Genomic DNA, 24040 nt, shown 5'->3' with positions numbered 1-24040 from the left:
GCTGACTCAATCCTGAGGTCTGGACCAGCGGACAATTAGATTGGCCACAATCGGTGCGCCTATGATCACCAGCACAATCCGCGTCAGGTGGTGGGTGAGCACGAAGCCCAGATCAGCGCCGGACACAATTGCGAGCACGGTCATTTCCGCCTGACCGCCCGGCGCAAAGGCCAGGAATGCTTCGACAGGGCGTCCAAGGCCAAGGGTCGTGACGACCGCAGTGAACGCCGCTGCCAGAATGGCTAGTACGACGACATATGCGACACCGGCCGCAACGACCCGTTTAAGCTCGCGCCATGTCACACCAACGAACTTCACGCCAATTGCGCAACCAATGAAGAATTGTGCCAATAGAACAGCCTCACGCGGGGGGCGGGTATGAATGAAATCACCTAACGACAGCGCGGCCGTCAGGATCATCGGCCCAAGAATTGAGGCGCCGAAAAGACCAATTCTCTCTCCGCCCTTCCATCCGACGATGGCAGCCACGACCATGAGCAACAGTTCGTGGATTGGCAGTTTGCTGGCGGGCTCACCGATCGGATTGGTCAGTTCGGCGTCGTAAAACACCGTCAGAAACAATGGCGCCAGTGTCACGATGATCAGCACGCGCGTTCCATGGATCAAAGACAGCGTGCGCGGGTCGGCGCCTGCTTCTGTGCCGAAGATGATCATGTCCTGCAATCCGCCAGGCATGGCTGCATAGAATGCGGTCTTGTCGTCAAACCCCCAGACCTTCCGAAAGAACGGGACCCCGACCAGCGCGATCAGGATGATAAAGAATGGGATCAGCATGATTGATGCCGCCATTTTCGGAAGCTCGGCGAACAGGCTGGGTGTGATCGAAGCCCCAACAGCGACACCCAGTATTGTCCTTGCAGCAATCGAGACCTGTCCGAATCCTTCCAGAGGTGCGTGCGCCAATGCGGCGATAAGGCAGGCTGTCATCGGTCCAAACAGAAACGGCAGAGGCAAGTCCATAGCCCAGAAAACCACTGTGCCCAGAACCGCAAGGCCAAAAGTCAGTGACCTCTGCATCAGGGGTGAAAGCTGAGAAATCCGGGTGGACAATATGCGAGTTCCGATTCTGTTGACTCTGTATGTATCCAAATGTATACAAGTGGACGCAATATGCAAGTGAGAGCATTATGAACGTTCAGGACGACTCAATTCAGCCAGGTCCACAGGGTAATTCCGCGTATCAGCGGTTGCTGGACGAGATTCGCGAGGGTGCTTTGTTGCCGGGCGACCGGTTGCGGGAGATTGAGGTTTCAGAACGGTTGGGCGTCAGCCGGACACCTGTGCGCGAGGCGATCCGGCAACTCGAGGCAGACGGGCTTGTGACGCATGTTCCTCGGCTGGGTGCCACAGTGCGCAGTCTCGATTACGCCGAGATTATGGAGCTTTACGAAATGCGCGCGGTTCTCGAGGGCACTGCTGCTCGGCTCGCTGCGCGTGCGGCCTCGGACGTTGAACTTGATGAGCTGGAGGTTCTCAACGACAGGCTGGCCGAAGCAGGCACAGGCCCCGAAGCCGCGCGGATCAACCGGATTTTTCACGCCACGCTTCTGGATGCCGCCAAGAACCGCTTTCTCGCAAAATCGATGCTGTCTTTGCAAAAGGCACTGCTGATCCTGGGACCATCTCAGCTGTTGGATGGCGAGCGGGCCGAGGTGGCAGTGGCTGAACATCGGCGCATCATGGCCGCGCTGAAAGCCCGAGACGGCGCCGCAGCCGAGACAGAAATGCGCGCGCATATCCAGGCGGCACAACGCATGCGCATTCGCGCGTTGCAGGAACGGGACCGCGCCACGGATCAAAGCCAATAGAAAGACCGAAAATGGCCAACCAAACCCAAGCCTATGATATCGCAGTCATCGGAGGCGGGAATGCCGCACTTTGCGCCGCAATGACAGCAGCCGAGGCCGGTGCAAAAGTTCTGATCCTTGAAACGGCCCCCAAGCCGTATCGCGGCGGAAACTCTCGCCACACCCGAAACTTCCGCTGCATGCATTCCGCGCCTTTGGGCCCGCTGGTCGAGGAATACAGCGAAGACGAATACCTGTCCGACCTGCTGAAAGTGACCGGAGGCCAAACCGATGAACACCTGGCACGGCTGGCAATCCGGACTTCCGAGGAATGCCTGCCATGGATGGAAGAGCATGGCGTGCGGTTTCAGCCATCGCTTTCAGGCACTCTGTCGCTGGCGCGCACGAACGCGTTCTTCATGGGCGGCGGGAAGTCTCTGGTCAATGCCTATTACCGCACGGCGGACGGCTTGGGCGTGGATGTCCTTTACGAAGCGGCTGTCACGCATCTGGAATTGAATGGCGATCAAATTGATTGGGTTGATTACACCCACGAAGGCCACGCCCATCGCATTGCGCCCAAGGCCGTCATCGTTGCCTCGGGCGGCTTTCAGGCTGACACCGACTGGCTGACCCGCGCCTGGGGCCCCGCCGCGCAGAACTTTCTGATCCGCGGTACGCCGTTTAATCGCGGCGTCGTTCTGGCCGACCTTTTGAATCAAGGCGTGGATAGCGTTGGTGACCCTACCCAATGTCATGCCGTGGCCATCGATGGTCGCGCGCCCAAATTCGATGGGGGCATCGTCACCCGTCTGGACTGCGTACCATTCTCGATCGTCGTCAACAAAAACGCCGAGCGGTTCTATGACGAAGGCGAAGACGTCTGGCCCAAGCGCTACGCGATTTGGGGGCGGCTGGTCGCTGCTCAACCGGATCAAGTCGGATACGTGATCATCGACGCCAAATCCCTCAACCTGTTCATGCCTTCGGTGTTTCCACCGCTCAAAGCCGATACGCTGGATGAGCTTGCGAATATGATGGGTTTGCCAGCAGACAAGCTGAACGCGACCGTCGGGGAATTCAATGCGGCCTGTGGAGACACGACCGCTTTTCATCCGACCGAACTTGACGGCGTCGCGACCGCCGGCCTGACGCCCCCCAAGACCAACTGGGCGCGTCCGATCACCGAACCTCCATTTTACGGGTACTCGCTGCGCACGGGCGTGACTTTCACCTATCTGGGCCTAAAGGTCGATGACAGGGCCCAGTGTTCGACGCCTGCAGGCAAAATCAGGAACTTGTGGGCCGCTGGGGAAACCATGGCCGGATCGATACTCGGGCAAGGGTACCTGGCCGGTTTCGGCATGACCATTGGAACTGTCTTTGGACGTATCGCTGGACGTGAGGCCGCCGCTTATGCAAACTGATCTCATCCACGAGGCCCGCCGGCAGGCAGAAATCTGCAATGCCTGCCGGTATTGCGAGGGCTATTGCTCGGTCTTTCCGTCGCTGCATGCCGAACGCGCATTCTCGGACGGCGATATCACGCAACTGGCCAACCTCTGCCACAACTGTCGGGGTTGCTACTATGCCTGTCAGTACACGGCGCCGCATGAATTCGATCTGAACCTGCCCAAGGCGTTGGCCGAAGTCCGTCGCGACAGCTGGGAGAGCTTTGCCTGGCCGCAACCTGTGGCTCGGCTGTTTCATACTCATGGTGGTGCCATTGCCTTGGCGCTGGTCATCGGCTTCGCGACACTTTTCTGGGCCATTCGCGCAATCGGATCGAGCGGAGGAGAGGCGTTTTATGCCGTTCTCTCCCACAATGCGATGGTGGCAATCTTTACCCCGGCCTTTCTGCTGCCAGTGCTCAGCATCGCAATCAGCCTGAAGCGCTATTGGCACGAGGTGGGCGGCAAATCAGTTCGATGGACGGATCTGTCTGCTGCATTCAAACGCGCGGGAACGATGCAGGATCTGGCCGCAGGTCACGGCGAGGGTTGCAATTTCGAGGACGAGGATCGTTTCAGCCAAGCCCGCCGACACGTGCACCATGCAATCATGTACGGCTTCCTTCTTTGCTTCGCTTCCACGTCTGTTGCCACAATTATGCACTATGCCTTCGGGTTGCATGCGCCCTACGGATTCTGGTCGCTGCCCAAGCTGCTCGGGGTTCCGGGCGGATTACTATTGACCCTTGGATGCGGTGCGATGGTTTGGTTGAAAAAGAAGTCAGACCGTGAACTCGGCGATGTCTCTGCCTGGGGCGGGGAGATCGGATTCATCCTGCTGTTGGGTTTTGTCGGTTTCAGCGGGTTGGTTCTTTACGCGTTGGGCTCTACCACATTGATGCCTGCACTTCTTGCATTGCATCTCGGATCGGTCCTGACTTTCTTTCTGCTGACACCCTTCACCAAAATGGCGCACGGATTCTACAGAACGGCGGCTCTGGTCAGAGACGCGCAGCGAAAAAGGGGCGAATAAGGCTGGCATGGGTCCGCTCAGATGTGGCCCCGAGCGTTATCTCGGGGTACTACTGAATCAGTGCACCCTTGGTTTCGTCGCGCACAGACAGGTCGAAATCGAAATCATCGCTGTAACTTGCGCTCATAAATCTGACAAATCTGTCGTGGAAGTGTCTTGTGTGGGCATGGGCCAGTTGATCGGCTTTAGACACATCCTGATCTCGAATGGCCTCGACCATATCGTAGTGATCGGGGCTTAACAGATGCTCGGTCTCCGATGCGGCAAGGTAGTCAAAGTGCATGTGCAATATGCGGCGACCCTCGGTCAGGAGCTTACCGTAGGCCCGCGCCAGATATGGATTCTTGCCCGCCGCAGCAATAGCCATATGAAAGTCGTAATTCGTGGCTGACATGGCAAGATAGTCATTTTTCGCGCAGGCCGTATCAAAGTCCTTCGCTGCCACTTCCATTGCCGGAACTTCGTCTTCGGACCGGTTTTTTGCCGCCAGTCGCGTGTTAATCCGCTGCAGGAAATCCAACGCTTCAACATAACGGGGAAACCCGGCGAAATCGATCGGAGAGACCAGGGTCGATCGGTTTGAAAGCATCACCACCAGACCTTCTGCGGAAAGTCGCACCAATGCTTCGCGTATCGGAGAGCGCGACATGGCGAATCTCTCTGACAAAGTGGTTTCGTCCAATGGCGATCCCGGCTTCAGATCCAGTGTCAGAATTTCTCTTTTAAGTTCATCATATACGAATTTTGAGCCCCGGCCTTTGGCGTGTTTTTGTGTAAGTTCTTGTGATTTAACCATTTATAGACCTTCCTAGCACCCTTCATTGTCGCGGCGGTCTAAGCCAAATGCAAGTTTAATTTGACATGTCGGCATAATGTCGACAAAAAACTTGCAGACATAATGTCGACACAGGGAGAAAGAAATGAAAATTGCCAAGACAATTGCTTCTGCAACGATGGCAATCATCGCCACATCTCAGGTGGCGCAAGCCCAGGTTGCCGAAGACAGCCGCCTGAACACGGTTCTCGAACGCGGGTCGCTGCTGTGCAGCGGGCACAACGGTTCGTTCCTTGGGTTCGCAGAAGTGGACGATCAGGGTAACTGGCGCGGTGTGGACATCGATCTGTGCAAGGCCCTTGCCGCCGGTCTGTTCGGTACTTCCGAAGGAAATCTGGAAATCGTGCCGATCAGTTGGGCGCAGCGTTGGCCGTCGCTGCAGTCCGGGGATATTGATGTGGTGATCAAGGTTTCCGGTTGGACCCAAAGCCGGGATACCGAGTTGAACCTGTCCTATAGCCGCCCGTATTTCATCGGCGCTTTCCAGGCCATGACACGCACGGATCTGGGTGCCAATACGATGGCGGATCTTGCCGGTGGCACGATCTGCGTTGCAGCGGGCACCTCGACCGAGCGCGCCACCGCAACCTATCTCGACACGCATCAGATCGACGCCGAAATGCTGACTTTCGAAAATGGCGACGAGTTGCGCAACTCGTATTACGAAGGCCGTTGCGATGGGCTTGTGGAATGGGCACCGAGCCTCGCCGCGGGGCGTGTGGATGCACCAGACGGAGCCGATGCGCATGTCATCCTTCCGGATGTCATCGCGCTTGAGGCGGAAGGTATCATTGTCCCCGAAGGTGATCCGGACTGGCTGGACGTGCAGAACTGGATGCTGTCTTCGCTCTGGTTCGCAGAAACGGAGGGCATCACTTCGGAAAACGTCGACGAAGTGCGAGCCAATCCGCCATCAGCCACCGTCGGAACCTTTCTTGGTGTAAATCCAGGCTATGGTGCGCGTCTGGGTCTGCCCGATGACTGGGCTTACAACATGATCAAAGAGGTCGGCAACTTTGCCGAAATCTACGAGCGCAACATCGGATCGGGCTCTCCTTACAACCTGCCGCGGGGGATCAACAATCTCTATAACGCGGGCGGCGTCTTCTATCCGATGATCATCGACTAGACCGTCGACGCGTGCCGGGTGTGATCTGTGAATTGCACCCGGTTCAAAGATCAGGGGAGGAGCCGATGCAATCACTTATCAAAAACAGACGGGTCAGGGACGCCGGGCTGCAATTCGCCTTTGTCGGCGGGATTGCTGCAATGTTGGTTGTCATGGTGCTGGTTGGCCGCGCAAATCTTGAGGCGCAAGGTCTGACCTCGGGGTTCGGGTTTCTGGAACGGGCCACAGGCTGGCGCATCAGTTTCTCCTTGATCGATTACAGCACCAACTCCACATATGCGCGAGCGATCCTTGTTGGCATTCTCAATTCGCTGTTTCTTGGTGCCATCGCCTTGCCGGTTGCGACTGTGATCGGTGTGGCCGTGGGCGTCATGCGCACATCGGGCAACGGAATGGCCGAACTGGTCGGCACCACATTTGTCGAGCTGTTTCGAAACGCGCCGCTGATCCTGCAGCTTTTGTTCTGGTACACTCTGCTTCTGGGCCTTCCCAGCCCCCGCAACGCCGAACCCATTCTGGGCGGCATCGCCCTGACAGGCCGCGGAATCTACATACCCGGCCTAAATGTCACCGGCGGCTCTGTTTTTGTGTCCATCATAATTCTTGTCGCCGCTTTTGCTCTGGCGCTTTGGCTGGGCGCAAAGCGGTGGCCGGATCTTCATCTGCGGCAAGCCAGCAGAGAGCGAAAGCTGCTGTGGTCGCTCGCGTTCCTGGTAGCCCTAGTCGTGATGTGGATCGGTCGCATTCCCGAGACACCATTGGTAAGCGTTCCCGAAGCGGCCGGGCTGAATTACCGGGGCGGCATCCGTATTTCACCGGAACTGATGGCCTGTCTGATCGCCATCGCCATCTACGGCGCTGCCTACATCGCCGAGATCGTGCGCGCCGGCTTTAATGCCATCCCGAAAGGTCAATCCGAGGCCGGGTGTGCCCTTGGTTTGTCCCCATGGCACATCTTCAGCCGCATTCGCCTGCCGCTGGCCATCCGCATCGTGATGCCGACGCTGATCAACCAGTATGTCTGGCTGTTCAAGGCGACAACAATTGGCATTGCCATCAGCTTTACCGACTTTTTCATGGTCATCAGCACGGCCATCAACCAATCGGGGCAGACGTTGGAACTGATCGCGATCCTGATGGGCGGCTTCCTGATCATCAATTACTCGATGGCCTGGGTTTTGAATCGCGTGAACGACGCAATCAAGCTCAAGGGCACGCAGCTGAGGATCTGAGCGATGACCGACATTTCGATACCCGGCATCCCAGCGTTCAGCAAGATCAAGAAGCACTACTTTGCGACGCCGCTGAACAGCACGATCACCGTTCTTCTTGCGGCATTCACGGCCTGGGTTTTGTGGAGCCTGTTCAACTGGGCGTTTCTCGACGCGATCTGGGGATATGGGAAGAACGAAGAATGTCGCGCGCACGAGCATGGGGCCTGCTGGTCCTTCGTTGCGACGCGCTGGCGTATCGTTCTGTTCGGCCTTTACCCTTTTGAAGAGCAGTGGCGATCCGCGCTGGCCTGTATCGTCATGCTGGTTGTCGCGATCCTGTCCTGCGTCCCCGTGTTTTGGAATGCTAAACGCCTGCCGATCCTTTGGGTGGTCGGGTTTGCAACGTTCTACATCCTGATGCGCGGTGGCGTCTTTGGCCTGACACCCGTGGTCGAGCGCGACTGGGGCGGGCTCTCACTGACAGTGTTCATCTTCGCCGCTGTCTGCCTGCTGGGTATGCCGCTATCGATCATCTTTGCGCTGTTGCGCAGGTCCAAGCTGCCGTGGATCGCCAGAACCATGGCGCTGGTGATCGACGTCATCCGGTCTTTGCCGCTGCTGTCGATCATGTTCACCTTCGCCATCGTCCTGCCCTTTGTGCTGCCGGACTGGGCAATCGGCGACAAGCTGTACCGCGTGATCATTGGATATGCCATTTTCTTTGCCTGCTATCAGGCCGAGATCATTCGTGGCGGCATGCAGGCCATTCCGGTCGGTCAGGAAGAGGCCGCCAAGGCGCTTGGCATGGGCTACTGGCACCGGATCGGGTATATCGTTCTGCCACAGGCGTTCCGCAACGCACTGCCGCCGACGATCAACCAGTTCGTCATCACGTTCAAGGAAACCTCGCTGGTCACGATCATCGGCTTCTTTGACATTCTCGCCTCGGGCCGCGCTGCTGCAGGTACCGCCGACTGGAGTTTTGCGACGATCGAAATGTACGTGTTCGTTGGCCTCCTTTTCTTCGTCTTCGTTTTCTCACTGTCCCGCTATGGCGCCTATCTGGAACGCCGCATGAGCGTTGGCAGCCGCTGAGGAGAATTGCACATGTCAGACCAAGCCATCTCCATCCGTGCCATGAACAAGTATTACGGCGACTTCCACGCGTTGAAGGACATTGATCTGGACGTGGGCCGCGGTGAAAAAGTGGTGATCTGCGGCCCGTCCGGGTCAGGCAAATCAACACTGATCCGGTGCATCAACCGGCTGGAAGAGCATCAGGCCGGCACCATCGAGGTCAACGGTATCCCGCTGGACGACAATGTCGACAATATCGACGAAATCCGCCGTGAGGCCGGGATGGTGTTTCAGAACTTCAACCTGTTCCCGCACATGACCATTCTCGAGAACAGCACTTTGGCCCCAACGCTTGTGCGCAAGCAGTCGCGGGAAGAGGCGGAAGAAACCGCCATGTCCTACCTTGAGCGGGTCAAAATCCCCGAACAGGCGCACAAATACCCCGGTGAGCTCTCAGGTGGTCAACAGCAACGCGTGGCCATTGCCCGCGCCCTGTGTATGGCGCCCGAGATCATGTTGTTCGACGAACCCACATCGGCGCTGGATCCCGAGATGATATCCGAGGTGCTGGATGTGATGGTTGGTCTGGCCGAGGAAGGCATGACCATGGTCTGCGTTACACATGAAATGGGTTTTGCCCGTCAGGTCGCGGATCGGGTGATTTTCATGGCGGACGGGCAAATTATCGAACAGGCGCCACCCGGCGAGTTTTTTGAGAGCCCCAAAAGCGAACGCACAAAGACATTCCTGGGCCAGGTCCTGGGTCATTGATCAGAGACTAAGATGCCAATGGAATCGCACGAAATATCCACGCATGACGCCGAAACAGACGCGCGAAACGACGCGCTTCTTATCTACGTGAACGGTGAGCTTGTACGCAAGGATGAGGCCAAGATCTCGGTCTATGACAGCGGGTTCATGCTGGGCGACGGCATGTGGGAAGGCCTTCGCCTGTATGATGGGGAATGGGCCTTTATCGACGAACACATGGATCGGCTGTTCAACTCGCTCAAATCCGTTTCGATCGATATCGGGATGGGGCCTGAGGATGTGCGAAACCTTCTCGACCGGACAGCGGCGGCCAACGGCATGGTCTCGGACGCGCATTGCCGTTTGATGATCACACGCGGGCGCAAGGCAAAACCGTTTCAGCATCCAGGTCTCAGCAGGTTCGGGCCTACGATTGTCGCCATCGTTGAACATTCCAAGCCTGCAGAAGGTCTGCAATCGCGGGGCATTCGGCTCGCGACCGTACCGCAGGTTCGGGGACTGCCCACCAGCCAGGACCCGAAGTTCAACAGCCATTCCAAACTGAATTGCGTGATCGCCTGCCTGCAGGCGGAACAAGCTGGGGCTGATGAGGGCCTGATGCTCGACCCGCATGGCTTTGTGAACACGACAAACGCCTGCAATTTCTTCATCGTCCGGCGGGGTGAGGTTTGGACGTCGACCGGTGACTACTGCATGAACGGGGTCACCCGGGCCAAAGTCATCGAACTCTGCCGCCGGAACGACATACCGGTCTTTGAGAAGAACTTCTCGCTCTACGAGGCTTATGGCGCGGATGAGGCGTTCTTGACCGGAACATTCGGGGCTCAAACACCGGTCGCCTCAATTGATGGCAAAACCATCGGTGAAGAAGGGGGCGCGGGGCCAGTGACCCGTCGCATTCGGGCGCTTTACAAAGATCTTGTCGCCCATAACGTGGCGAGACAGAAATCCCAACGCGGGCAATAGTCATGAAACCAAACATCATTCTGTTCATGGTCGACCAACTGACGTCGTTTGTGTTGAGCACCTATGGCGGAACGGTTTGCAAAACACCGAACATTGACGCGCTTGCCGCCCGGGGCACAGTATTCGAGAACGTTTATTGCCCCTATCCGCTCTGCGCGCCGTCACGCTTTGGCATGATGGCCGGGCGGCTGCCTTCACGCATCGGAGCCTATGACAACGGGGCCGAGTTCACCGCATCAACTCCGACCTTCGCCCACTATCTGCGTCTGAACGGTTATTACACCTGTATTTCCGGGAAGATGCACTTTGTCGGCCCTGATCAGTATCACGGGTTCGAGGAACGGCTGACCACCGAAATTTACCCGGCCGATATGTCCTGGACACCGGATGCCGATTTCCGCGACTACAACAAGGACGAAGAACGCGCCTATACCTTTGGCGTCTCGACCATCGACACCGTGCGCGACGCGGGTCCGGTCGCCCGTTCGATGCAGATCGACTACGACGAAGACGTCATCCACCACGCGGTGCGAGAGCTATACACCCGTGCGCGCTGCGATGACGACCGGCCCTTCATGATGACGGTCTCGCTGACGCATCCGCACGATCCGTATGTGACAACCCGCGAATACTGGGAGATGTACGAGGACGCAGAGATCGATGCGCCCCGCGTGCCGCATATCCCGGTCGATCAGCGCGATGCGCACAGCCAGTCGCTGTATTATCACTATGGTCAGGACAAATGCGAACTGAACGATGCCGACTACCGAAATGCCCGACGCGGGTATTACGGCATGATCTCCTACGTCGACAACCTGTTCGGGCGGCTCATGCAAGCGCTGGAAAACAGCGGGTATTCCGAGAACACAGTCGTCGTTTTTGCCTCGGATCATGGTGACATGATTGGTGAGCGGGGCATGTGGTTCAAAAAAACCCTGTTCGACGCCGCCATTCAGGTGCCGCTGATCATCGCCCATCCCGGGCACACTCCCGGTCGCGTCTCCGCCCCTGCGTCCTTGTTGGATATCTTCCCGACACTTCTCGATATCAGCGGAGTGAGCGCGGCCGAGATCCGGACACCGCTTGACGGGCGCAGCTTGTTGCCGGCGGTGCGCGGTGAACCTTTGACCGGTCCCGTATTCTCGGAGCACATAGACGGCGGCACATCTGCTCCACGCGTATGTGTCCGTGACGGGGCCAAGAAGCTGGTGATCTCCCGCGCCTACCCGCCACAATTCTACGACCTTGCCAAGGATCCGCTGGAACAGAACAACATCGCTGGGCAAGGCGATCCGGATGAGGACCGTCTGACGCAACTGGCCGAAGAAACCTGGCCGCTGGACACGTTGCTGGACGATGTCATCGCCAGCCAGGTGGCGCGAAAACTGATCGACAACGCGCTTTCCACGGGGCGCGAGGAGATCTGGGATTTTACGCCCCGGCCACTCACCCAAAACACAAACTATGTCCGCCGGGGCGACGCGTTTCCAACCGTCGAGCGGCGCGGGTACCTTCACTACAACAAACCGCAGGATAACGACCTATGAGCTACAACGTGAAACTCTCTGGCATCATGCCAGCGCTGGTGACGCCCTTTGATGCCGACAACAAAATCGACTTCAAGGCCTTCGAACAACTGCTGACACATTTCCGGGACGCAGGTGTTACAGGTTGGGTGCCCAACGGGTCCACCGGCGAATACTTTTCGCAAAGCACCGATGAGCGCCGCTCGGTCCTGCAATTCATCAAGGATTTCGCCAACGACGACGAAATCCTGATCGCAGGCACCAACGCCCCGGCCACGCGCGAGGTGATCGCGCAAACGGCGATGGCCAAGGAAATCGGCTATGACAACGTGCTGCTTGCACCGCCATTCTATACCCGCCCGACACAGGATGAGTTGATCAGGCATTACGAAACCGTGCTGGCCGAGGTGGATGTAAACCTGGTGCTCTACAGCTATCCGGCGAAAGATGGCGCGGATATCAGCTTTGAGCTCATGGATCACTTCGCCGACAACCCGCGCGTCATCGGCATCAAGGAAAGCTCGGGCGTATTGCAGCGTGCCGTCGATATTTCCAGCCGCTATGAGGGCAAGATCCAACTGGTTTCGGGTTCGGATGACATTGCGCTGGACTTCATGTTCTGGGGCGCGGACAGCTGGATTTGCGGGCCGTCGAACTGCATGGCACGGGCTTGCTGCGATCTGGACCGCGCCTACAGGGCAGGGGATTTGGATCAGGCGCGTGAGATGATGAAGAAACTCTACCGGGCCATGAACATCCTGGAATCCGGCAAGTTTGTTCAGAAAATCAAATATGGCTGCGAATTGCAGGGCATGCCGATGGGCGAGTGCCGCGCGCCTCTGGGGCCGCTAACGGATGATGAGAAGGCCGCCATGCGCGAAGCGATGGAGCCGATCCTGAACTGGTAACTCCTCCCGGGTGCGGTGGGCGTCTCGATTGTCGCACCCGGTAAACCTTTGTACTTGCGACCCCCGATGCCTCAGACCATCCAACAGTTCGACACGGCCATTGTCGGTGCCGGCATCATCGGTGCCGCGCTTGGCCATGCCCTTCAGAAACGCGGGCACAAGGTTGCCCTGATTGATCGGGATGCGCCCGGCAGCGGTGCGTCTTTCGGCAATATGGCGTCGATAGCGGTGACCGAGTTCATGCCGGTATCGCGCCCATCGGTTTGGCTGCAGACACCGCGCTGGCTTTTGGACCCCGAGGGGCCTATTCGCATCGCACCCACTTATGCACCGCGGCTTGTCCCGTGGTTCCTGCGGTTCTTCAGGGCAGGTCTGCCGTCGAAACTGCTACAGTTGGAAGCGGAAGGGGCAATCCTTTGCCAGCGCGCCTTGCCGGACATGAAGGCCCTGATGACCGACATTGGTCTGTCGGACAGTATCAGCGAAACCGGCTGCTTGTCGCTATACGCCAATGAAAACGAGTTCGCAGCGGACCGCGAGCGGTTGGATATGCTTGACCGGTACGGATTCGACTACGAAGTGATCGGCGGAAATCGTCTGCGTGAGCTGGAACCGGAAATCGCGCCGGTCATTCAAAAAGCGGTTCTGTTGCCGGACAATCGAACTGTTCGAAACCCGTTGGATATCGTTACCCGCCTTGCCGAAATCATTGTAACCCGGGGCGGGCAGATTGTTCGTGGTGAAGTCACTGGGCTTGATGCCGCTGGCACAGAAAAGACCGTGCACTTGAGCGACGGTTCGCGCTTGTGCGCCAAACACGTGGTCATCTGCGCCGGTGCTTTCTCGGGCCGTTTGTCGAAGATGCTGGACGAGCCCATGCCACTTGAAACGGAACGTGGCTACCACACACAAATCATGGCGCCGGGGATTGATCTCAACCATTCAATTATCTGGCCAGCCAGGGCTTTCATGGTCAGCCCGACCGCCGGTGGAATCCGGGTGGGCGGAACCGTCGAAATGGCAGGGCTGGACGCCGCACCCGACTATCGCCGTGCCAAGATCACCGTCAAACGCGCGCGCGAAGCACTGCCGGGCCTGACACTTGAGGAGACATCTGAATGGATGGGGCATCGTCCCGCCTTGCCGGACACGATCCCGGTGATGTCCGCCTCGTGCAAAGTGCCGGGCGTGTTCTACTCCACCGGCCACGGTCATCTCGGGCTGACTTATGCCGCGACCAATGCGCATCTGATGGCTGATCTCATATGCGGAACGAAGCCGCCAATCGATATGAGGCCCTACAGTATCGACCGGTTCAGATGGCGTGCTCAGCTACCGACCAGACAACAGAAACGAAAGACATTGCCAGAGGTGCCTTCATGAAAAACCAACTCTTCATAAACGGTGAGTGGACCGATGCCGCATCTGGCGAAAAATTTGACGTCGTGGATCCGTCCAATCGTGAAGTGTTTCACCAGGTTGCCCGCGGCGGTGCACAAGATATCGATGCGGCGGTCAGGGCGGCCCGTAACGCCTTTGACAATGGCCCGTGGCCGCGGATGAGCGGTGCGGACCGGGCCGAGGTTCTCCGCCGAATGGGAGATGAGATCACCAGGCGAACCGATGAACTGGCACGGATGGAAGTGCACGACAACGGAAAGCCACTGCCCGAGGCGGTCTGGGATATCGAAGACACCGCAGGCTGTTTCCATTTCTACGCCGATCTCGCAGAACGGTTGGACAACAGTGCGGAAAAGGAAATCGCCCTGGCAATGCCCGAGTTTTCCTCGAAAGCCGTGAAAGAACCTGTTGGTGTGGCGGGTGCCATCATTCCCTGGAATTTCCCGATGTTGATGGGCGCGTGGAAGGTGGCACCGGCGCTGGCCGCGGGATGCACGATAGTTCTGAAACCATCTGAACTCACACCGCTGACGGCACTGGAATTCGGCGCGGTCGCGGAAGCTGCCGGGTTGCCTGCCGGGGTGCTGAACATCGTGACCGGCTTTGGGCCCGAGGCCGGGCAACCCCTGACCGAACATCCCGATGTGGACAAGCTGGCCTTTACCGGTTCGGTCCCGACCGGAAGTCGCATTATGGCGACGGCGGCAAAAGACATCAAAACGATCTCGCTGGAACTGGGTGGCAAATCGCCGATGGTGGTTTTTGCCGACACGCCCATCGAAGAGGCGGTTGAATGGATCATGTTCGGCATTTTCTGGAACCAGGGCGAAGTTTGTTCCGCGACGTCTCGTGTCCTGATTGAAGAGGAAATCTACGAGCCGCTGCTGGCGCGGTTGAAGGAAGAAGCTGAAAAAATCCGGATCGGTCATGGGCTGGAAGACGGGGTCCTGCTGGGTCCGCTGGTCAGCCAGTCGCAACATGAAAAGGTTCTCGCTGCCATAGAACGTGGGAAAGCCGAAGGCGCAACCGTCGTAACGGGCGGTGGCATCCCTAAGGGGCTTGAGCACGGTTGCTATGTCCAGCCGACTATTCTGGCAGATGCGCCGCTGGACGGGTGGGTGTGGAACGAAGAAATTTTCGGCCCAGTCGTGTGTGTGCATCCGTTCAAGACCGAAGAAGAAGCTATAACACTGGCCAACGCATCGCGATTTGGCCTTGGCGCTGCGGTCATGTCCGCCGATAAGGATCGGGCCAACCGGGTCGCACGTGCATTCCGGGCCGGAATCGTATGGGTGAATTGTTCGCAACCAACGTTCACTGAGGCGCCTTGGGGCGGATACAAGCAATCCGGCATTGGCCGTGAACTGGGGAAATGGGGGTTGAACAATTACCTCGAGACCAAGCAGATCACGACTTATGATCGGTCCAAACCATGGGGCTGGTATCTGAAAGGCTGACACATGGCACATCTGAGCGGCCAAACCGTGCTATTGACGGGGGCGACAGGATCAATCGGTTCCGCAATAGCCCGTGAACTGGCGGGCGAAGGAGCGCGTGTTCTGTTGCAATACGGGACCAACAGGACAAAGGCGGCAAAACTGGCTGTGGAAATTGGCAACGACGCAACGTGTTTCGCGGCAAACCTGGCTGACCCTGCGGGACCAACAAATCTTTGGTCGCAGGCGCAGTCGGCGGCAGGTCGCATTCACGCGCTGATAAACAACGCTGGCATATTGTCTCCGTCATCCATCGATGATCCACTGGACGCGTGGAAAGCCACTTGGGCGCGCGACGTTCAGATAAACCTTGTGGCCGCGGCCGATCTCTGCCGCGCTGCAATCCGCCACTTTCGTGAAAATGACGGCGGCAAGATCATAAACATGGCGTCGCGTGCGGGTCAGGGTGGATACCGGCCGGATGCGATGTCCTACGGTGCGACCAAGGCCGCACTGATCAATCTGACGCAGAGTATCGCAGGCGGGTTCGGTCGTGACAACATCACGGCTACCGCGCTGGCCCCCGGCTGGGTTCGAACCGAAATGTCCGAAGCATTTGTTGCGGAACATGGCGCGGCCGCGGCATTGGGCGGTATTCCGATCGGGCAAATGGCGGAACCCTCTGAAATCGCCGAGCTTGTTGCGTTTGTTCTGCGCACGTCACAACCCTCGCTTTCAGGCGCTGTCCTGGACGTGAATGGCGCCAGCCAAATGAGGTAATCCATGCATCGTTTCGAGAATAAGACAGTTGTCGTAACCGGAGGGGCAGGCGGTATCGGGACTGCAATTTGCCGGCGTTTCGCGTCCGAGGGCGCGATGGTCTGGATCGTGGACAACGATGCGGAAAGTGCCGAAACACTGTCTGCCGCAATCCGCGCAGAAGGCGGCAGAGCAGACTTTCGAACGGTGGATCTGACAGACGCTGATGCGATCGGAAGATTTGTGAGCGGTCTGACCGATGACGGAGACCGCATTGATGTATTATGCAACAATGCCGGGCTTATGCGGCGTGGACCGTTGTTGGAACTGAGCGCCGGAGACTGGGAACTGACCTTCAAGGTTAATGTAGACGCATTGTTCCATATGTGCCGGGCGGTCATTCCGGTCATGCAAGCCCAGGGCGGCGGTGCGATCGTCAACACGGCATCGCAGTGGGGTATTCATCCTGCACCGGGCCATATCGCCTACAACACGTCGAAAGCGGCGGTTGTCGCGTTTACAGAAAACCTTGCGCGCGACTATGCGCCTGACAAAATCCGCGTAAACGGGATCGCGCCGGGAGAAGTGCGCACGCCAATGTTGGAAAGCAACCTCGCCCGGACCGGGCGAAGCATAGACGATCTCAACGCTCTGGTGCCCTACGGCCGGATCGGCGAACCCGAAGAAATCGCGGCACTGGTCGCTTTTTTGGCTTCTGAGGAAGCTGGATACCTTTGCGGTTCCGTGGTCGAGATAACCGGTGCGCAAGCCGTAGCCTGAAAGGAGTTCCCGATGCGTTGGACACGTATTCTGCAACTGGTCGACGTACATTGCGCCGGTGAGATCGGTCGCGTTGTTACCGGTGGCGTTCTTGATATTCCGGGCACGACCATGGCCGACAAGCTTGACCACATCAACAAGGTCGATGACAGCTTGCGGCGTTTGCTGTGTTCCGAGCCGCGTTCCGGTCCGGCGGGCTCGGTCGTGCTTTTGGTTCCTGCCACCCTGCCAGAGGCAGACACCGGTTTTATCGTGCTGCAACCAGATCAGGCGCATGCGATGTCCGGTTCCAATGCCATGTGTGCCGTGACCGCCATTCTGGAAACCGGCATGAAGGAAATGGTCGAACCCGAGACCGAGGTCGTACTGGATACGGCAGCTGGATTGGTCCGCGCCATTGCGCGTTGCGAGAATGGCAAGGTCACTCGTGTATCGTTGGACATGCCGCCATCGTTCGTGTTGGCGACAGCCGAAGTGATCGAAACTCCTGAATGGGGTCCGATCAAATACGACATCTGTTTCGGTGGCGTCTTCTATGCGCTGGTGGATGTCGAGCAATTGGAACTGACGATTGAACCGGGCAATGCCCGCAGGCTAGCCGAAAACGGTATCTACCTCCGGGAACTGATCGCATCCAGCATTGACATCCAGCATCCGACAACGTCCGCCTTGAACGGTTTGGCATATGTCATGTTCCGGAGTACGGATGCGGACGGCGCGGTCCGGACCTGCACGACATTGCGGCCCGGTCGGGTCGATCGATCCCCGTGCGGGACCGGGTCAAACGCGAATATGGCGGTTCGGTATTTCGAGGGCTCAACAAAGCCGGGTGACAGGGTTGTTTCACGCTCGATTATCGGAAGTGAGTTTGTGACCGAAATCTTGTCTGAAACCTATGTCGGCCCGTGCAAAAGCGTTCAAAACAGGATTTCGGGACAGTGCTGGATTTATGGATTGAGCCAGATCGGTTTGGACCCGTCAGACCCATTTCCTAGTGGTTTCACCCTATCAGACACCTGGGGCGGCTCGTCGTAGGCAAACCTGTGGCAATCTGATCCGCGAAGGCCATCAAATGCGACAACGCGAAATTGCGCTGGGGCAAGTCTCTCATTTGTAGAACCGCGCCGCCTATCCAAGTAATGCCTCAATCTTGGCAAGCGTCGCGGTGTTCACGGCCACCCCGTCCTTGCGGGCTGCCAAACGTTTGGCGCGGCGACCGTCACCGGGCAAATGAGCCCCGTCCTGAAAGCGGATCGCTTCGACGAGGCCGGAAACACCGGTCTCAAACGATCCGTTTGCCGTCGCGCCCGGATCGATTGCGATGAAGAACTGGCCGGTTTTCGGAGGGCCGCCTGCTGTTCCCGAAAAAGGCGAGGCATTGATGCCCAGCGTGGCCCCCGTCAGCGCGGCTGCCAAAAGCTCGACCATCAGCGCGACGCCGACACCCTTGTATCCACCGGACGGCGCCATTGACCCCTTGAGGCCGACCTCCGGGTCGGTGGTCGGGTTGCCATCGGCATCCAGCGCCCAGCCAACCGGGATCGGTTTGCCTTCACGCGCATGTTTCATGACCTCGCTTTTGGCGATAGTGCTGGCGCTTTGGTCGATCAGCAGTGCGGGTTGACCATCGGTGCCCGGCGCGGCAATGGAAAATGGATTGGTGCCTACGACGGGTTTTGCGCCCCCCGAAGGTGCGATCGAGGCGGGCGCATTGGTGAACCCCAGCGCAACCAGTCCGGCCTGCGCCAGCCGGTAGGTGTGATAGCCCAGAACGCCGCAATTGTAGCTGTTTTTTATGGCGAGGACGGCAACGCCCTGTTCGCGCGCAGCAGGGATCAGAGTTTCAAATCCCAGATCAATTGCAGAATGGGCAAAACCGGTTGCCGCATCGACGGTCACAACGCCAGGCTTTGGGCGCGAAAGGACCGGCTTGGCCAGCCCATCGACCTTACCGCACTGTACATGCTCACAATAGATCGGGATGTAGGCCAGGCCATGGCTTGCAACGCCATCTGCTTCGGTCGCGGCGGTTGCTTGCGCCAGCGGGCGGGCGTTGTCCTCGGACGTGCCAGCCGCAATCAGGGCGCGGAATGAAAGATCCTCGATTTCTGTCAGAGTCAGGGTCCGTGTGTCAGTCACTTTCGTATCTCTTCAGTCATTGTCGGAAAGCCCGGCCCCTGCGCCCAGCAGGCGGGATTCCTCGGTTGCGGGAGCGTACGTTCGGTGGGCAAAACGGTTCAGAACGGCCCAATCATCCGGCGCAGGGTGCGCACGTGTATGCCGTTTCCGCCGGGTGGTGGGCTCGTCACCCAGTGCAATGCAGACCCATCGCGCTGTCCTTGGCAAAGTGTCAGGTGCAGTCAGGCCTACCCCATCTGTCAATACCTGCACATCGTCGATTTCCATGATCAACGGGTGCTGCATGGTGCGTGCCGCATTGGCGGCGAAGGGCAACAGTAGGGCAGGTGTCGCAACATCACGCATTTCGACCGGGCCGACCGTCAGAAGATGAGCGCAATCGGATAAGAGCGGGCCAGCCGCCAAAGGGCACATATCGCTTTCACTCTGCCACGGGCTCTCAATTCGCTGAGGACGATGTGCGGTAAGTTGCGCAGACAACCCAAGTTGCAACAGCCGGGCCAGAGTTCCGGCGCCATCCAATCCCTGTGCACATAGCCAACGGGTTGCTTTCGATGCCTCTTCAGCCTGTCCCCAGGAATAGCCCGCGCCGCGGGCCGCTCGTTTGGCGGTTGCCTCGATCTCGTTCAGCGAGACGCTCATACCGGCACCTCCGGATAGACCCAGAGGTCGGCGTTTTCGGAAGTCAACTCATCGGGATAAGGCGCACCGGCATACATGCAAATGCGTACCCAGCGATCTGAACGCGGATCGAAATGTGTCGCGCCAAAGAACGAGAGTTTTGCCCGCAACATATCAAGGGGGGATACCGCGGCGCTGATCGTATTGTCATGAATTTCGCCGTAAGGCGCGGTACGGCTCATCTGAGCGCGCCGGATGGTGTGACGGTGTTCCGGGTGGCGCAGCAGGAACTCGGCCACCGGTTGGTCTTCGTCCCAATCATTCAGCGCGGCAAAGGCCGTAGCAGCATCCCGAGCTGGGGCCAATGGCTGCTCGTAATCCGCGATGGGTTCTTCGAACCGTTCGCCCATGCGGGGTTCCAGCTTTTCCTCAGACACATACCATGCGCGGGCACAATTATCGGTGGCATCCCAATCCAGGTCGAGCGCCCAGCCGAATGTGCCTTGTATCAGGTTGCGCACCTCGCTGATCGGCATCGCTCCGTTGATAACAAACGCGTCGGCATTGCTGTCGGCCATACAGGTGGCCAAATCATCCACAAGGTCGCCATAAGGTTCAAGGATCAGAGAAGCCAACAGCTCCTGTCCTTCTTCGCTAAGCACGGTTTCCGCCCAGCTCGCCAACCGGTCCCATGGGTGACTGCCGGTCAATCCGTCTTGCTCCAGATAGTCCGCGATCGCTTGCAAATCGGCTCTCAGCGTTGTCAGTTTTTCGACCTGTATGGGATGCTCAGAGCGCCACCATGACGTCGACAGGCGGCTGCGTTCAAAAATATGGCGGAAGCGGGTTGTCTCCGCTGCCGTGGCGGTTTCAACCGAGCGAACGCGGGCAATTGCCTCTTCCCGAGCCATGATCCAGTTGTTGAACAGGACCGGATGGTTGACGATGAACGGTGCCATGCCGAGGCCCGTCGAATTGCCAATCCCCAACCAACGAGCAACGGCCGGGTCCAGTTTGATCGTCCGTCCCGCGCCCTTGGCATCGGCCATGTGCTGCACCAAATCCCGCACGAACGCCCGGGTCAGAAAAACCGACAGCATTTCGGCCTGAAAGGGCGCGCTCGTTTCCGGGCGATCCGCGATATTCTCGCGATCCGCTGCGCCAAATTTGCCCGACCCGTACACGGCCGTGGTGCGCATCAGGTAACCGACCTGGTAAATCTGCTCCAGATCCGGCTGCCGCCCTGCCGCCAGAGCATCAACAACATGCTCCCAAAGCCGAACCGACCGGTTCGCGCGAGACAACGACAACTCGCTTTCGCTGACACGACCGGCTTCTTGCAGTGGTACATTTTGTGAAAGGCGCTCGATATCTGCCTCGGTCGGTATGCCATCGAACAAGGCAAAGGTGGCATCCCAGGCTTCTGCAATTACCCGATCCGAACGTTGTTCCGGCGGCAGGTCATGTGCAAAGGCTACCAGCGAATACGCCCGTTCCGGTCCGTGGGCGGTGTAGACAGCGTGCCCAACACCTTTGGCGTCAATGTCGAACACAGGCCGCGTGAACGACCAGTTTTCCCGCGCCATACGGCGGGTCAGTTGCCGCATGAAGCTGAGCCGACACTGATGCAGCGACCCCAGTCGCGACAACCTCATCACCGTCGCCGGGTTCCGTCTTTCGATCTTTGTCTGCGCCTGTGTCTTCATTCGGCTACCCCTTGGCGACGAAGTTCTCGGCAAAGAACCTGTACCAGTTTCCACCCATGATACCGGCCACTTCGTCATCATTCAGACCGGTCGCGCGCAACCCGTTTTCGATGTTGCCAAAGTCCCGATTGTCGCGGAACCAGGACGGCATCGGAGGGAAGCCGGGATTGCTGGCCGACCCCTCGCCATAGTCGATTTCCTTGGTCCATCGTCCAACCCGCATCCATTCGACCACACTGTCGGGCTGGTCCTGGCACAAATCCGTTCCGATCCCGAGATGTTCCGCGCCATATTTCTCGGCGGTCCGTGCGATCATTTCGCAAAAACTCTCCAACGTGCAGTCGGACTTGTCCTTCAGGTGATGAGGATAGACGGAGAACCCAAGCATACCACCGTTTTCTGTCACCGCCCGGATCACCGCGTCACGCTTGTTGCGCAGGGCCGGCGACCACTCGTACGGATTGGCGTGCGTAATGGCGATCGGGCGCTCGGACAATTCTGCAGCTTCGATAGTAGAGCGGTCCGCCGAATGGCTCATATCCACGACAAGACCGACCCGGTTCATCTCTTTGATGATCTGTTTGCCCATGCGGGTGATACCGGTATCGTCTGCCTCATAGCAACCAGTGGCTAGCAGAGACTGATTGTTGTAGGTCAACTGCATGAAGCGGGCACCCAGCGTGTGCAGGATTTCGACCAAGCCGATATCGTCCTCGATGGGCGACGGGTTCTGGAAACCAAAGAAGATGGCCGTGCGCCCGGTTTCGCGCGCTTCGTCAATGTCGCTGGCCCATCGGCCCTTCACGATCAGGTCTGGATATTGTTCGAACCAGCGGTTCCATTTTTCGAAGTTCAGTACGGTTTCCCGGAAGTTCTCGTGATAGGCGATGGTGACATGGATCGCGTCCACGCCACCCTCGCGCAACTGCCGAAAGATTTTTTCCGACCAGTTGGCGTATTGCAGCCCGTCAATTCGCATCACACCGGCTTTCCTGCGCTGATATAGGCGGTTTTGACGGTCGTGTAGAACTCGGCGGCCGCCTTGCCCTGTTCCCGCGGTCCGTAGGAGCTGTCGCCGCGCCCGCCAAAGGGCACATGATAATCGGTGCCAGCGGTCGGCAGGTTCACGGTCACGACCCCGGTGCGCGCGTTGCGGCGGAAATGCGTGGCGCGGGCCAGGTTTTGGGTGACGATGCCCGAAGTCAGCCCGAAATTGGTGTCATTGACGGTGGCCAGCGCCTCATCGTAGCTGCCCACCTTGATCACGGAGGTCAGCGGCGCGAACATTTCTTCGCGGTTGATGCACATATCGTTGGTGGTGTTCAGAAATACGCCCGGGCTCATGTAGTAGCCGTCATGGGGCATATCCAAACGTTGTCCGCCACAGGCCAGCTCGGCGCCTTCAGACCTGCCCAGATCGACGTAAGCGAAGTTCTCGGCCAGTTGCTGCTCACTGACAACGGGGCCCATCTGGGTTCCATCTTCCAACGCGTGACCGACTTTCATGGCCTGCGCACCAGCCACCAGTTTCTCGACGAAAGCATCATGCACGGCGGCATGAACCACAAGACGTGAGGACGCCGTGCATTTCTGACCGGTGCCCCCAAAGGCCCCGCTCAACGCCAGCGAGACAGCAAGGTCTAGGTCGGCGTCGTCCATAACGGCCAGCGCGTTTTTCGACCCCATTTCCATCTGCACCTTGGTCAGGTTCTGGATGGCTGCGGTGGCAATTCCCTTGCCGACCGGAACCGAGCCGGTGAACGAGATTGCGTTGACCTTGGGACTTTCGACAAGCCGCTGTCCGATGGACCGGCCTGACCCCATGACAAGGCTGAACAGACCTTTGGGGATGTCCTGGCGGTTGATAATTTCGGCAAGGGCAACAGCCGAGGCCGGAGTGATGTTGGCAGGCTTCCAAACTACGGCATTGCCGTAGCACAGCGCCGGAGCAATCTTCCACGAGGCGGTGGCGGTCGGAAAGTTCCAGGGGCTGATGACGGCAACGACACCGACGGCCTCGCGCCGGACATCGATTTCGATGTCAGGGCGCACGGAATCGGCGTTCTCTCCGATTTGACGCAAACACTCTGCAGCATAGTAGGTGAAGAACTGCCCGGCACGATAAACCTCGCCCTTGCCTTCGGCCAGCGGCTTGCCCTCTTCACGGCTGAGCAGGTTGCCCAGCTCCTCGGCGCGGGCCATCAGTTCGTTGCCAATACTCAGCAGAACTGCCTGCTTGCGCTCAAGCCCATATGCCGCCCATTCGGCTTGAGCGATGCGCGCCTGATCCAGTGTGGCCTCAAGCTGATCCGCACTGGCTTGAGCGAAGCGACCGATCAGGTCGCTCAAATCTGAGGGATTGCGGTTTTCGATCTCGCTTTCGCCAGCCAGCCATTCGCCAGCAATCAGGTTCAGTTTGGTCACGTTGGGCCCCAAGTTCAGAATAAATTTGGGGCAGAATGGACTTCACAATCGATATC

The 24040-nt window shown here is 58.3% G+C and carries 22 protein-coding genes; 15 read left to right on the top strand and 7 right to left on the bottom strand.

The annotated features are described in order from the left end of the window. Positions 1-6 precede the first annotated feature (6 nt). A complete protein-coding gene (locus tag AC2TDJ_RS12730; RefSeq protein ID WP_480842741.1) occupies positions 7-1038 on the bottom strand; it encodes an AbrB family transcriptional regulator in 1032 nt (343 codons plus the stop codon). A 110-nt stretch (positions 1039-1148) separates the two neighbouring features. Here AC2TDJ_RS12730 and AC2TDJ_RS12725 point away from each other — a divergent pair, with 110 nt between their 5' ends. The 3 genes from AC2TDJ_RS12725 to tcuB are packed head-to-tail and all read left to right on the top strand — an operon-like array spanning position 1149 to position 4292. Then, on the top strand, positions 1149-1829 hold the full coding sequence (locus AC2TDJ_RS12725) for a GntR family transcriptional regulator (RefSeq protein WP_480842739.1): 681 nt from the start codon (positions 1149-1151) through the stop codon (positions 1827-1829). A gap of 11 nt (positions 1830-1840) precedes the next feature. Continuing rightward, a complete protein-coding gene (tcuA, locus tag AC2TDJ_RS12720) occupies positions 1841-3235 on the top strand; it encodes an FAD-dependent tricarballylate dehydrogenase TcuA (RefSeq protein ID WP_480842737.1) in 1395 nt (464 codons plus the stop codon). Then, on the top strand, positions 3225-4292 hold the full coding sequence (tcuB, locus tag AC2TDJ_RS12715; protein ID WP_480842736.1) for a tricarballylate utilization 4Fe-4S protein TcuB: 1068 nt from the start codon (positions 3225-3227) through the stop codon (positions 4290-4292). The genes tcuA and tcuB overlap by 11 nt, the downstream gene beginning before the upstream one ends. A 49-nt stretch (positions 4293-4341) precedes the next feature. Here tcuB and AC2TDJ_RS12710 read toward each other — a convergent pair whose 3' ends face one another. Then, a complete protein-coding gene (locus tag AC2TDJ_RS12710; RefSeq protein ID WP_480842734.1) occupies positions 4342-5088 on the bottom strand; it encodes a GntR family transcriptional regulator in 747 nt (248 codons plus the stop codon). A 124-nt stretch (positions 5089-5212) separates the two neighbouring features. Between AC2TDJ_RS12710 and AC2TDJ_RS12705 the strand changes: the two genes are divergently transcribed. The 12 genes from AC2TDJ_RS12705 to AC2TDJ_RS12650 all read left to right on the top strand — a co-directional run bounded on the left by AC2TDJ_RS12705 (position 5213) and on the right by AC2TDJ_RS12650 (position 18129). Continuing rightward, complete coding sequence (locus tag AC2TDJ_RS12705) at positions 5213-6256, top strand: transporter substrate-binding domain-containing protein (protein ID WP_480842732.1); 1044 nt, start codon at positions 5213-5215, stop codon at positions 6254-6256. Between the two features lie 65 nt (positions 6257-6321). Then, positions 6322-7488: an amino acid ABC transporter permease gene (locus tag AC2TDJ_RS12700; RefSeq protein WP_480842730.1), complete on the top strand. Its 1167-nt coding sequence runs from the start codon at positions 6322-6324 to the stop codon at positions 7486-7488. A 3-nt stretch (positions 7489-7491) separates the two neighbouring features. After that, positions 7492-8565: an amino acid ABC transporter permease gene (locus AC2TDJ_RS12695; protein ID WP_480842728.1), complete on the top strand. Its 1074-nt coding sequence runs from the start codon at positions 7492-7494 to the stop codon at positions 8563-8565. A gap of 12 nt (positions 8566-8577) precedes the next feature. Next, on the top strand, positions 8578-9318 hold the full coding sequence (locus AC2TDJ_RS12690) for an amino acid ABC transporter ATP-binding protein (protein WP_480842726.1): 741 nt from the start codon (positions 8578-8580) through the stop codon (positions 9316-9318). Positions 9319-9336: 18 nt separating this feature from the next. After that, the gene (locus AC2TDJ_RS12685; RefSeq protein WP_480843035.1) at positions 9337-10284 is read left to right on the top strand and encodes an aminotransferase class IV; all 948 of its coding nucleotides are present in this window, start codon (positions 9337-9339) and stop codon (positions 10282-10284) included. Between the two features lie 2 nt (positions 10285-10286). Beyond that, positions 10287-11831 (top strand): choline-sulfatase, encoded by a 1545-nt coding sequence (betC, locus tag AC2TDJ_RS12680; RefSeq protein ID WP_480842724.1) that lies wholly within the window; start codon positions 10287-10289, stop codon positions 11829-11831. After that, positions 11828-12718, top strand: a complete 891-nt coding sequence (gene dapA / locus AC2TDJ_RS12675; protein ID WP_480842722.1) for a 4-hydroxy-tetrahydrodipicolinate synthase — start codon at positions 11828-11830, stop codon at positions 12716-12718. Before betC ends, dapA begins: the two co-directional genes overlap by 4 nt. Before the next feature lie 66 nt (positions 12719-12784). Beyond that, entirely contained in the window at positions 12785-14101 is a 1317-nt protein-coding gene (locus AC2TDJ_RS12670) for an NAD(P)/FAD-dependent oxidoreductase (protein ID WP_480842720.1), read from the top strand. After that, a complete protein-coding gene (locus AC2TDJ_RS12665) occupies positions 14098-15576 on the top strand; it encodes an aldehyde dehydrogenase family protein (RefSeq protein WP_480842718.1) in 1479 nt (492 codons plus the stop codon). Before AC2TDJ_RS12670 ends, AC2TDJ_RS12665 begins: the two co-directional genes overlap by 4 nt. A 3-nt stretch (positions 15577-15579) precedes the next feature. Further along, positions 15580-16335 carry an SDR family NAD(P)-dependent oxidoreductase gene (locus AC2TDJ_RS12660; protein WP_480842716.1) on the top strand — a complete coding sequence of 252 codons (756 nt, stop codon included), beginning with the start codon at positions 15580-15582 and terminating at the stop codon, positions 16333-16335. A gap of 3 nt (positions 16336-16338) precedes the next feature. Further along, positions 16339-17094 (top strand): SDR family NAD(P)-dependent oxidoreductase, encoded by a 756-nt coding sequence (locus AC2TDJ_RS12655; RefSeq protein ID WP_480842714.1) that lies wholly within the window; start codon positions 16339-16341, stop codon positions 17092-17094. 12 nt (positions 17095-17106) lie between these two features. Beyond that, a complete protein-coding gene (locus AC2TDJ_RS12650; protein WP_480842712.1) occupies positions 17107-18129 on the top strand; it encodes a proline racemase family protein in 1023 nt (340 codons plus the stop codon). 93 nt (positions 18130-18222) lie between these two features. Here the strand turns inward: AC2TDJ_RS12650 and AC2TDJ_RS12645 are convergent, their stop codons facing one another. Genes AC2TDJ_RS12645 through AC2TDJ_RS12625 form a run of 5 tightly spaced genes read right to left on the bottom strand, consistent with a single transcriptional unit; the run spans position 18223 to position 23984 of the window. Then, positions 18223-19233, bottom strand: coding sequence for an Ldh family oxidoreductase (locus AC2TDJ_RS12645; RefSeq protein WP_480842710.1), 1011 nt, complete (start codon positions 19231-19233; stop codon positions 18223-18225). Between the two features lie 12 nt (positions 19234-19245). Beyond that, positions 19246-19875 (bottom strand): DUF3726 domain-containing protein, encoded by a 630-nt coding sequence (locus tag AC2TDJ_RS12640; protein ID WP_480842708.1) that lies wholly within the window; start codon positions 19873-19875, stop codon positions 19246-19248. After that, complete coding sequence (locus AC2TDJ_RS12635; protein ID WP_480842706.1) at positions 19872-21560, bottom strand: hypothetical protein; 1689 nt, start codon at positions 21558-21560, stop codon at positions 19872-19874. Before AC2TDJ_RS12635 ends, AC2TDJ_RS12640 begins: the two co-directional genes overlap by 4 nt. 4 nt (positions 21561-21564) lie before the next feature. Beyond that, positions 21565-22539 carry a membrane dipeptidase gene (locus AC2TDJ_RS12630; RefSeq protein ID WP_480843034.1) on the bottom strand — a complete coding sequence of 325 codons (975 nt, stop codon included), beginning with the start codon at positions 22537-22539 and terminating at the stop codon, positions 21565-21567. Continuing rightward, positions 22539-23984: an aldehyde dehydrogenase family protein gene (locus tag AC2TDJ_RS12625; RefSeq protein WP_480842704.1), complete on the bottom strand. Its 1446-nt coding sequence runs from the start codon at positions 23982-23984 to the stop codon at positions 22539-22541. The genes AC2TDJ_RS12630 and AC2TDJ_RS12625 overlap by 1 nt, the downstream gene beginning before the upstream one ends. Positions 23985-24040: the final 56 nt, after the last annotated feature.

The organism is Ruegeria sp. HKCCD6647-2 (genome assembly GCF_057221075.1).
The sequence above is the reverse complement of the archived record's forward strand: the minus strand, read 5'-3'. Positions and strand labels throughout refer to the sequence as shown.

What these genes read in the sequence shown, in the direction of transcription:
- AC2TDJ_RS12730 (WP_480842741.1), bottom strand. Translation starts at nt 1,038, where the DNA reads ATGCAGAGGTCACTGACTTTTGGCCTTGCGGTTCTGGGCACAGTGGTT.
- AC2TDJ_RS12725 (WP_480842739.1), top strand. Translation starts at nt 1,149, where the DNA reads ATGAACGTTCAGGACGACTCAATTCAGCCAGGTCCACAGGGTAATTCC.
- tcuA (WP_480842737.1), top strand. Translation starts at nt 1,841, where the DNA reads ATGGCCAACCAAACCCAAGCCTATGATATCGCAGTCATCGGAGGCGGG.
- tcuB (WP_480842736.1), top strand. Translation starts at nt 3,225, where the DNA reads ATGCAAACTGATCTCATCCACGAGGCCCGCCGGCAGGCAGAAATCTGC.
- AC2TDJ_RS12710 (WP_480842734.1), bottom strand. Translation starts at nt 5,088, where the DNA reads ATGGTTAAATCACAAGAACTTACACAAAAACACGCCAAAGGCCGGGGC.
- AC2TDJ_RS12705 (WP_480842732.1), top strand. Translation starts at nt 5,213, where the DNA reads ATGAAAATTGCCAAGACAATTGCTTCTGCAACGATGGCAATCATCGCC.
- AC2TDJ_RS12700 (WP_480842730.1), top strand. Translation starts at nt 6,322, where the DNA reads ATGCAATCACTTATCAAAAACAGACGGGTCAGGGACGCCGGGCTGCAA.
- AC2TDJ_RS12695 (WP_480842728.1), top strand. Translation starts at nt 7,492, where the DNA reads ATGACCGACATTTCGATACCCGGCATCCCAGCGTTCAGCAAGATCAAG.
- AC2TDJ_RS12690 (WP_480842726.1), top strand. Translation starts at nt 8,578, where the DNA reads ATGTCAGACCAAGCCATCTCCATCCGTGCCATGAACAAGTATTACGGC.
- AC2TDJ_RS12685 (WP_480843035.1), top strand. Translation starts at nt 9,337, where the DNA reads ATGGAATCGCACGAAATATCCACGCATGACGCCGAAACAGACGCGCGA.
- betC (WP_480842724.1), top strand. Translation starts at nt 10,287, where the DNA reads ATGAAACCAAACATCATTCTGTTCATGGTCGACCAACTGACGTCGTTT.
- dapA (WP_480842722.1), top strand. Translation starts at nt 11,828, where the DNA reads ATGAGCTACAACGTGAAACTCTCTGGCATCATGCCAGCGCTGGTGACG.
- AC2TDJ_RS12670 (WP_480842720.1), top strand. Translation starts at nt 12,785, where the DNA reads ATGCCTCAGACCATCCAACAGTTCGACACGGCCATTGTCGGTGCCGGC.
- AC2TDJ_RS12665 (WP_480842718.1), top strand. Translation starts at nt 14,098, where the DNA reads ATGAAAAACCAACTCTTCATAAACGGTGAGTGGACCGATGCCGCATCT.
- AC2TDJ_RS12660 (WP_480842716.1), top strand. Translation starts at nt 15,580, where the DNA reads ATGGCACATCTGAGCGGCCAAACCGTGCTATTGACGGGGGCGACAGGA.
- AC2TDJ_RS12655 (WP_480842714.1), top strand. Translation starts at nt 16,339, where the DNA reads ATGCATCGTTTCGAGAATAAGACAGTTGTCGTAACCGGAGGGGCAGGC.
- AC2TDJ_RS12650 (WP_480842712.1), top strand. Translation starts at nt 17,107, where the DNA reads ATGCGTTGGACACGTATTCTGCAACTGGTCGACGTACATTGCGCCGGT.
- AC2TDJ_RS12640 (WP_480842708.1), bottom strand. Translation starts at nt 19,875, where the DNA reads ATGAGCGTCTCGCTGAACGAGATCGAGGCAACCGCCAAACGAGCGGCC.
- AC2TDJ_RS12635 (WP_480842706.1), bottom strand. Translation starts at nt 21,560, where the DNA reads ATGAAGACACAGGCGCAGACAAAGATCGAAAGACGGAACCCGGCGACG.
- AC2TDJ_RS12630 (WP_480843034.1), bottom strand. Translation starts at nt 22,539, where the DNA reads ATGCGAATTGACGGGCTGCAATACGCCAACTGGTCGGAAAAAATCTTT.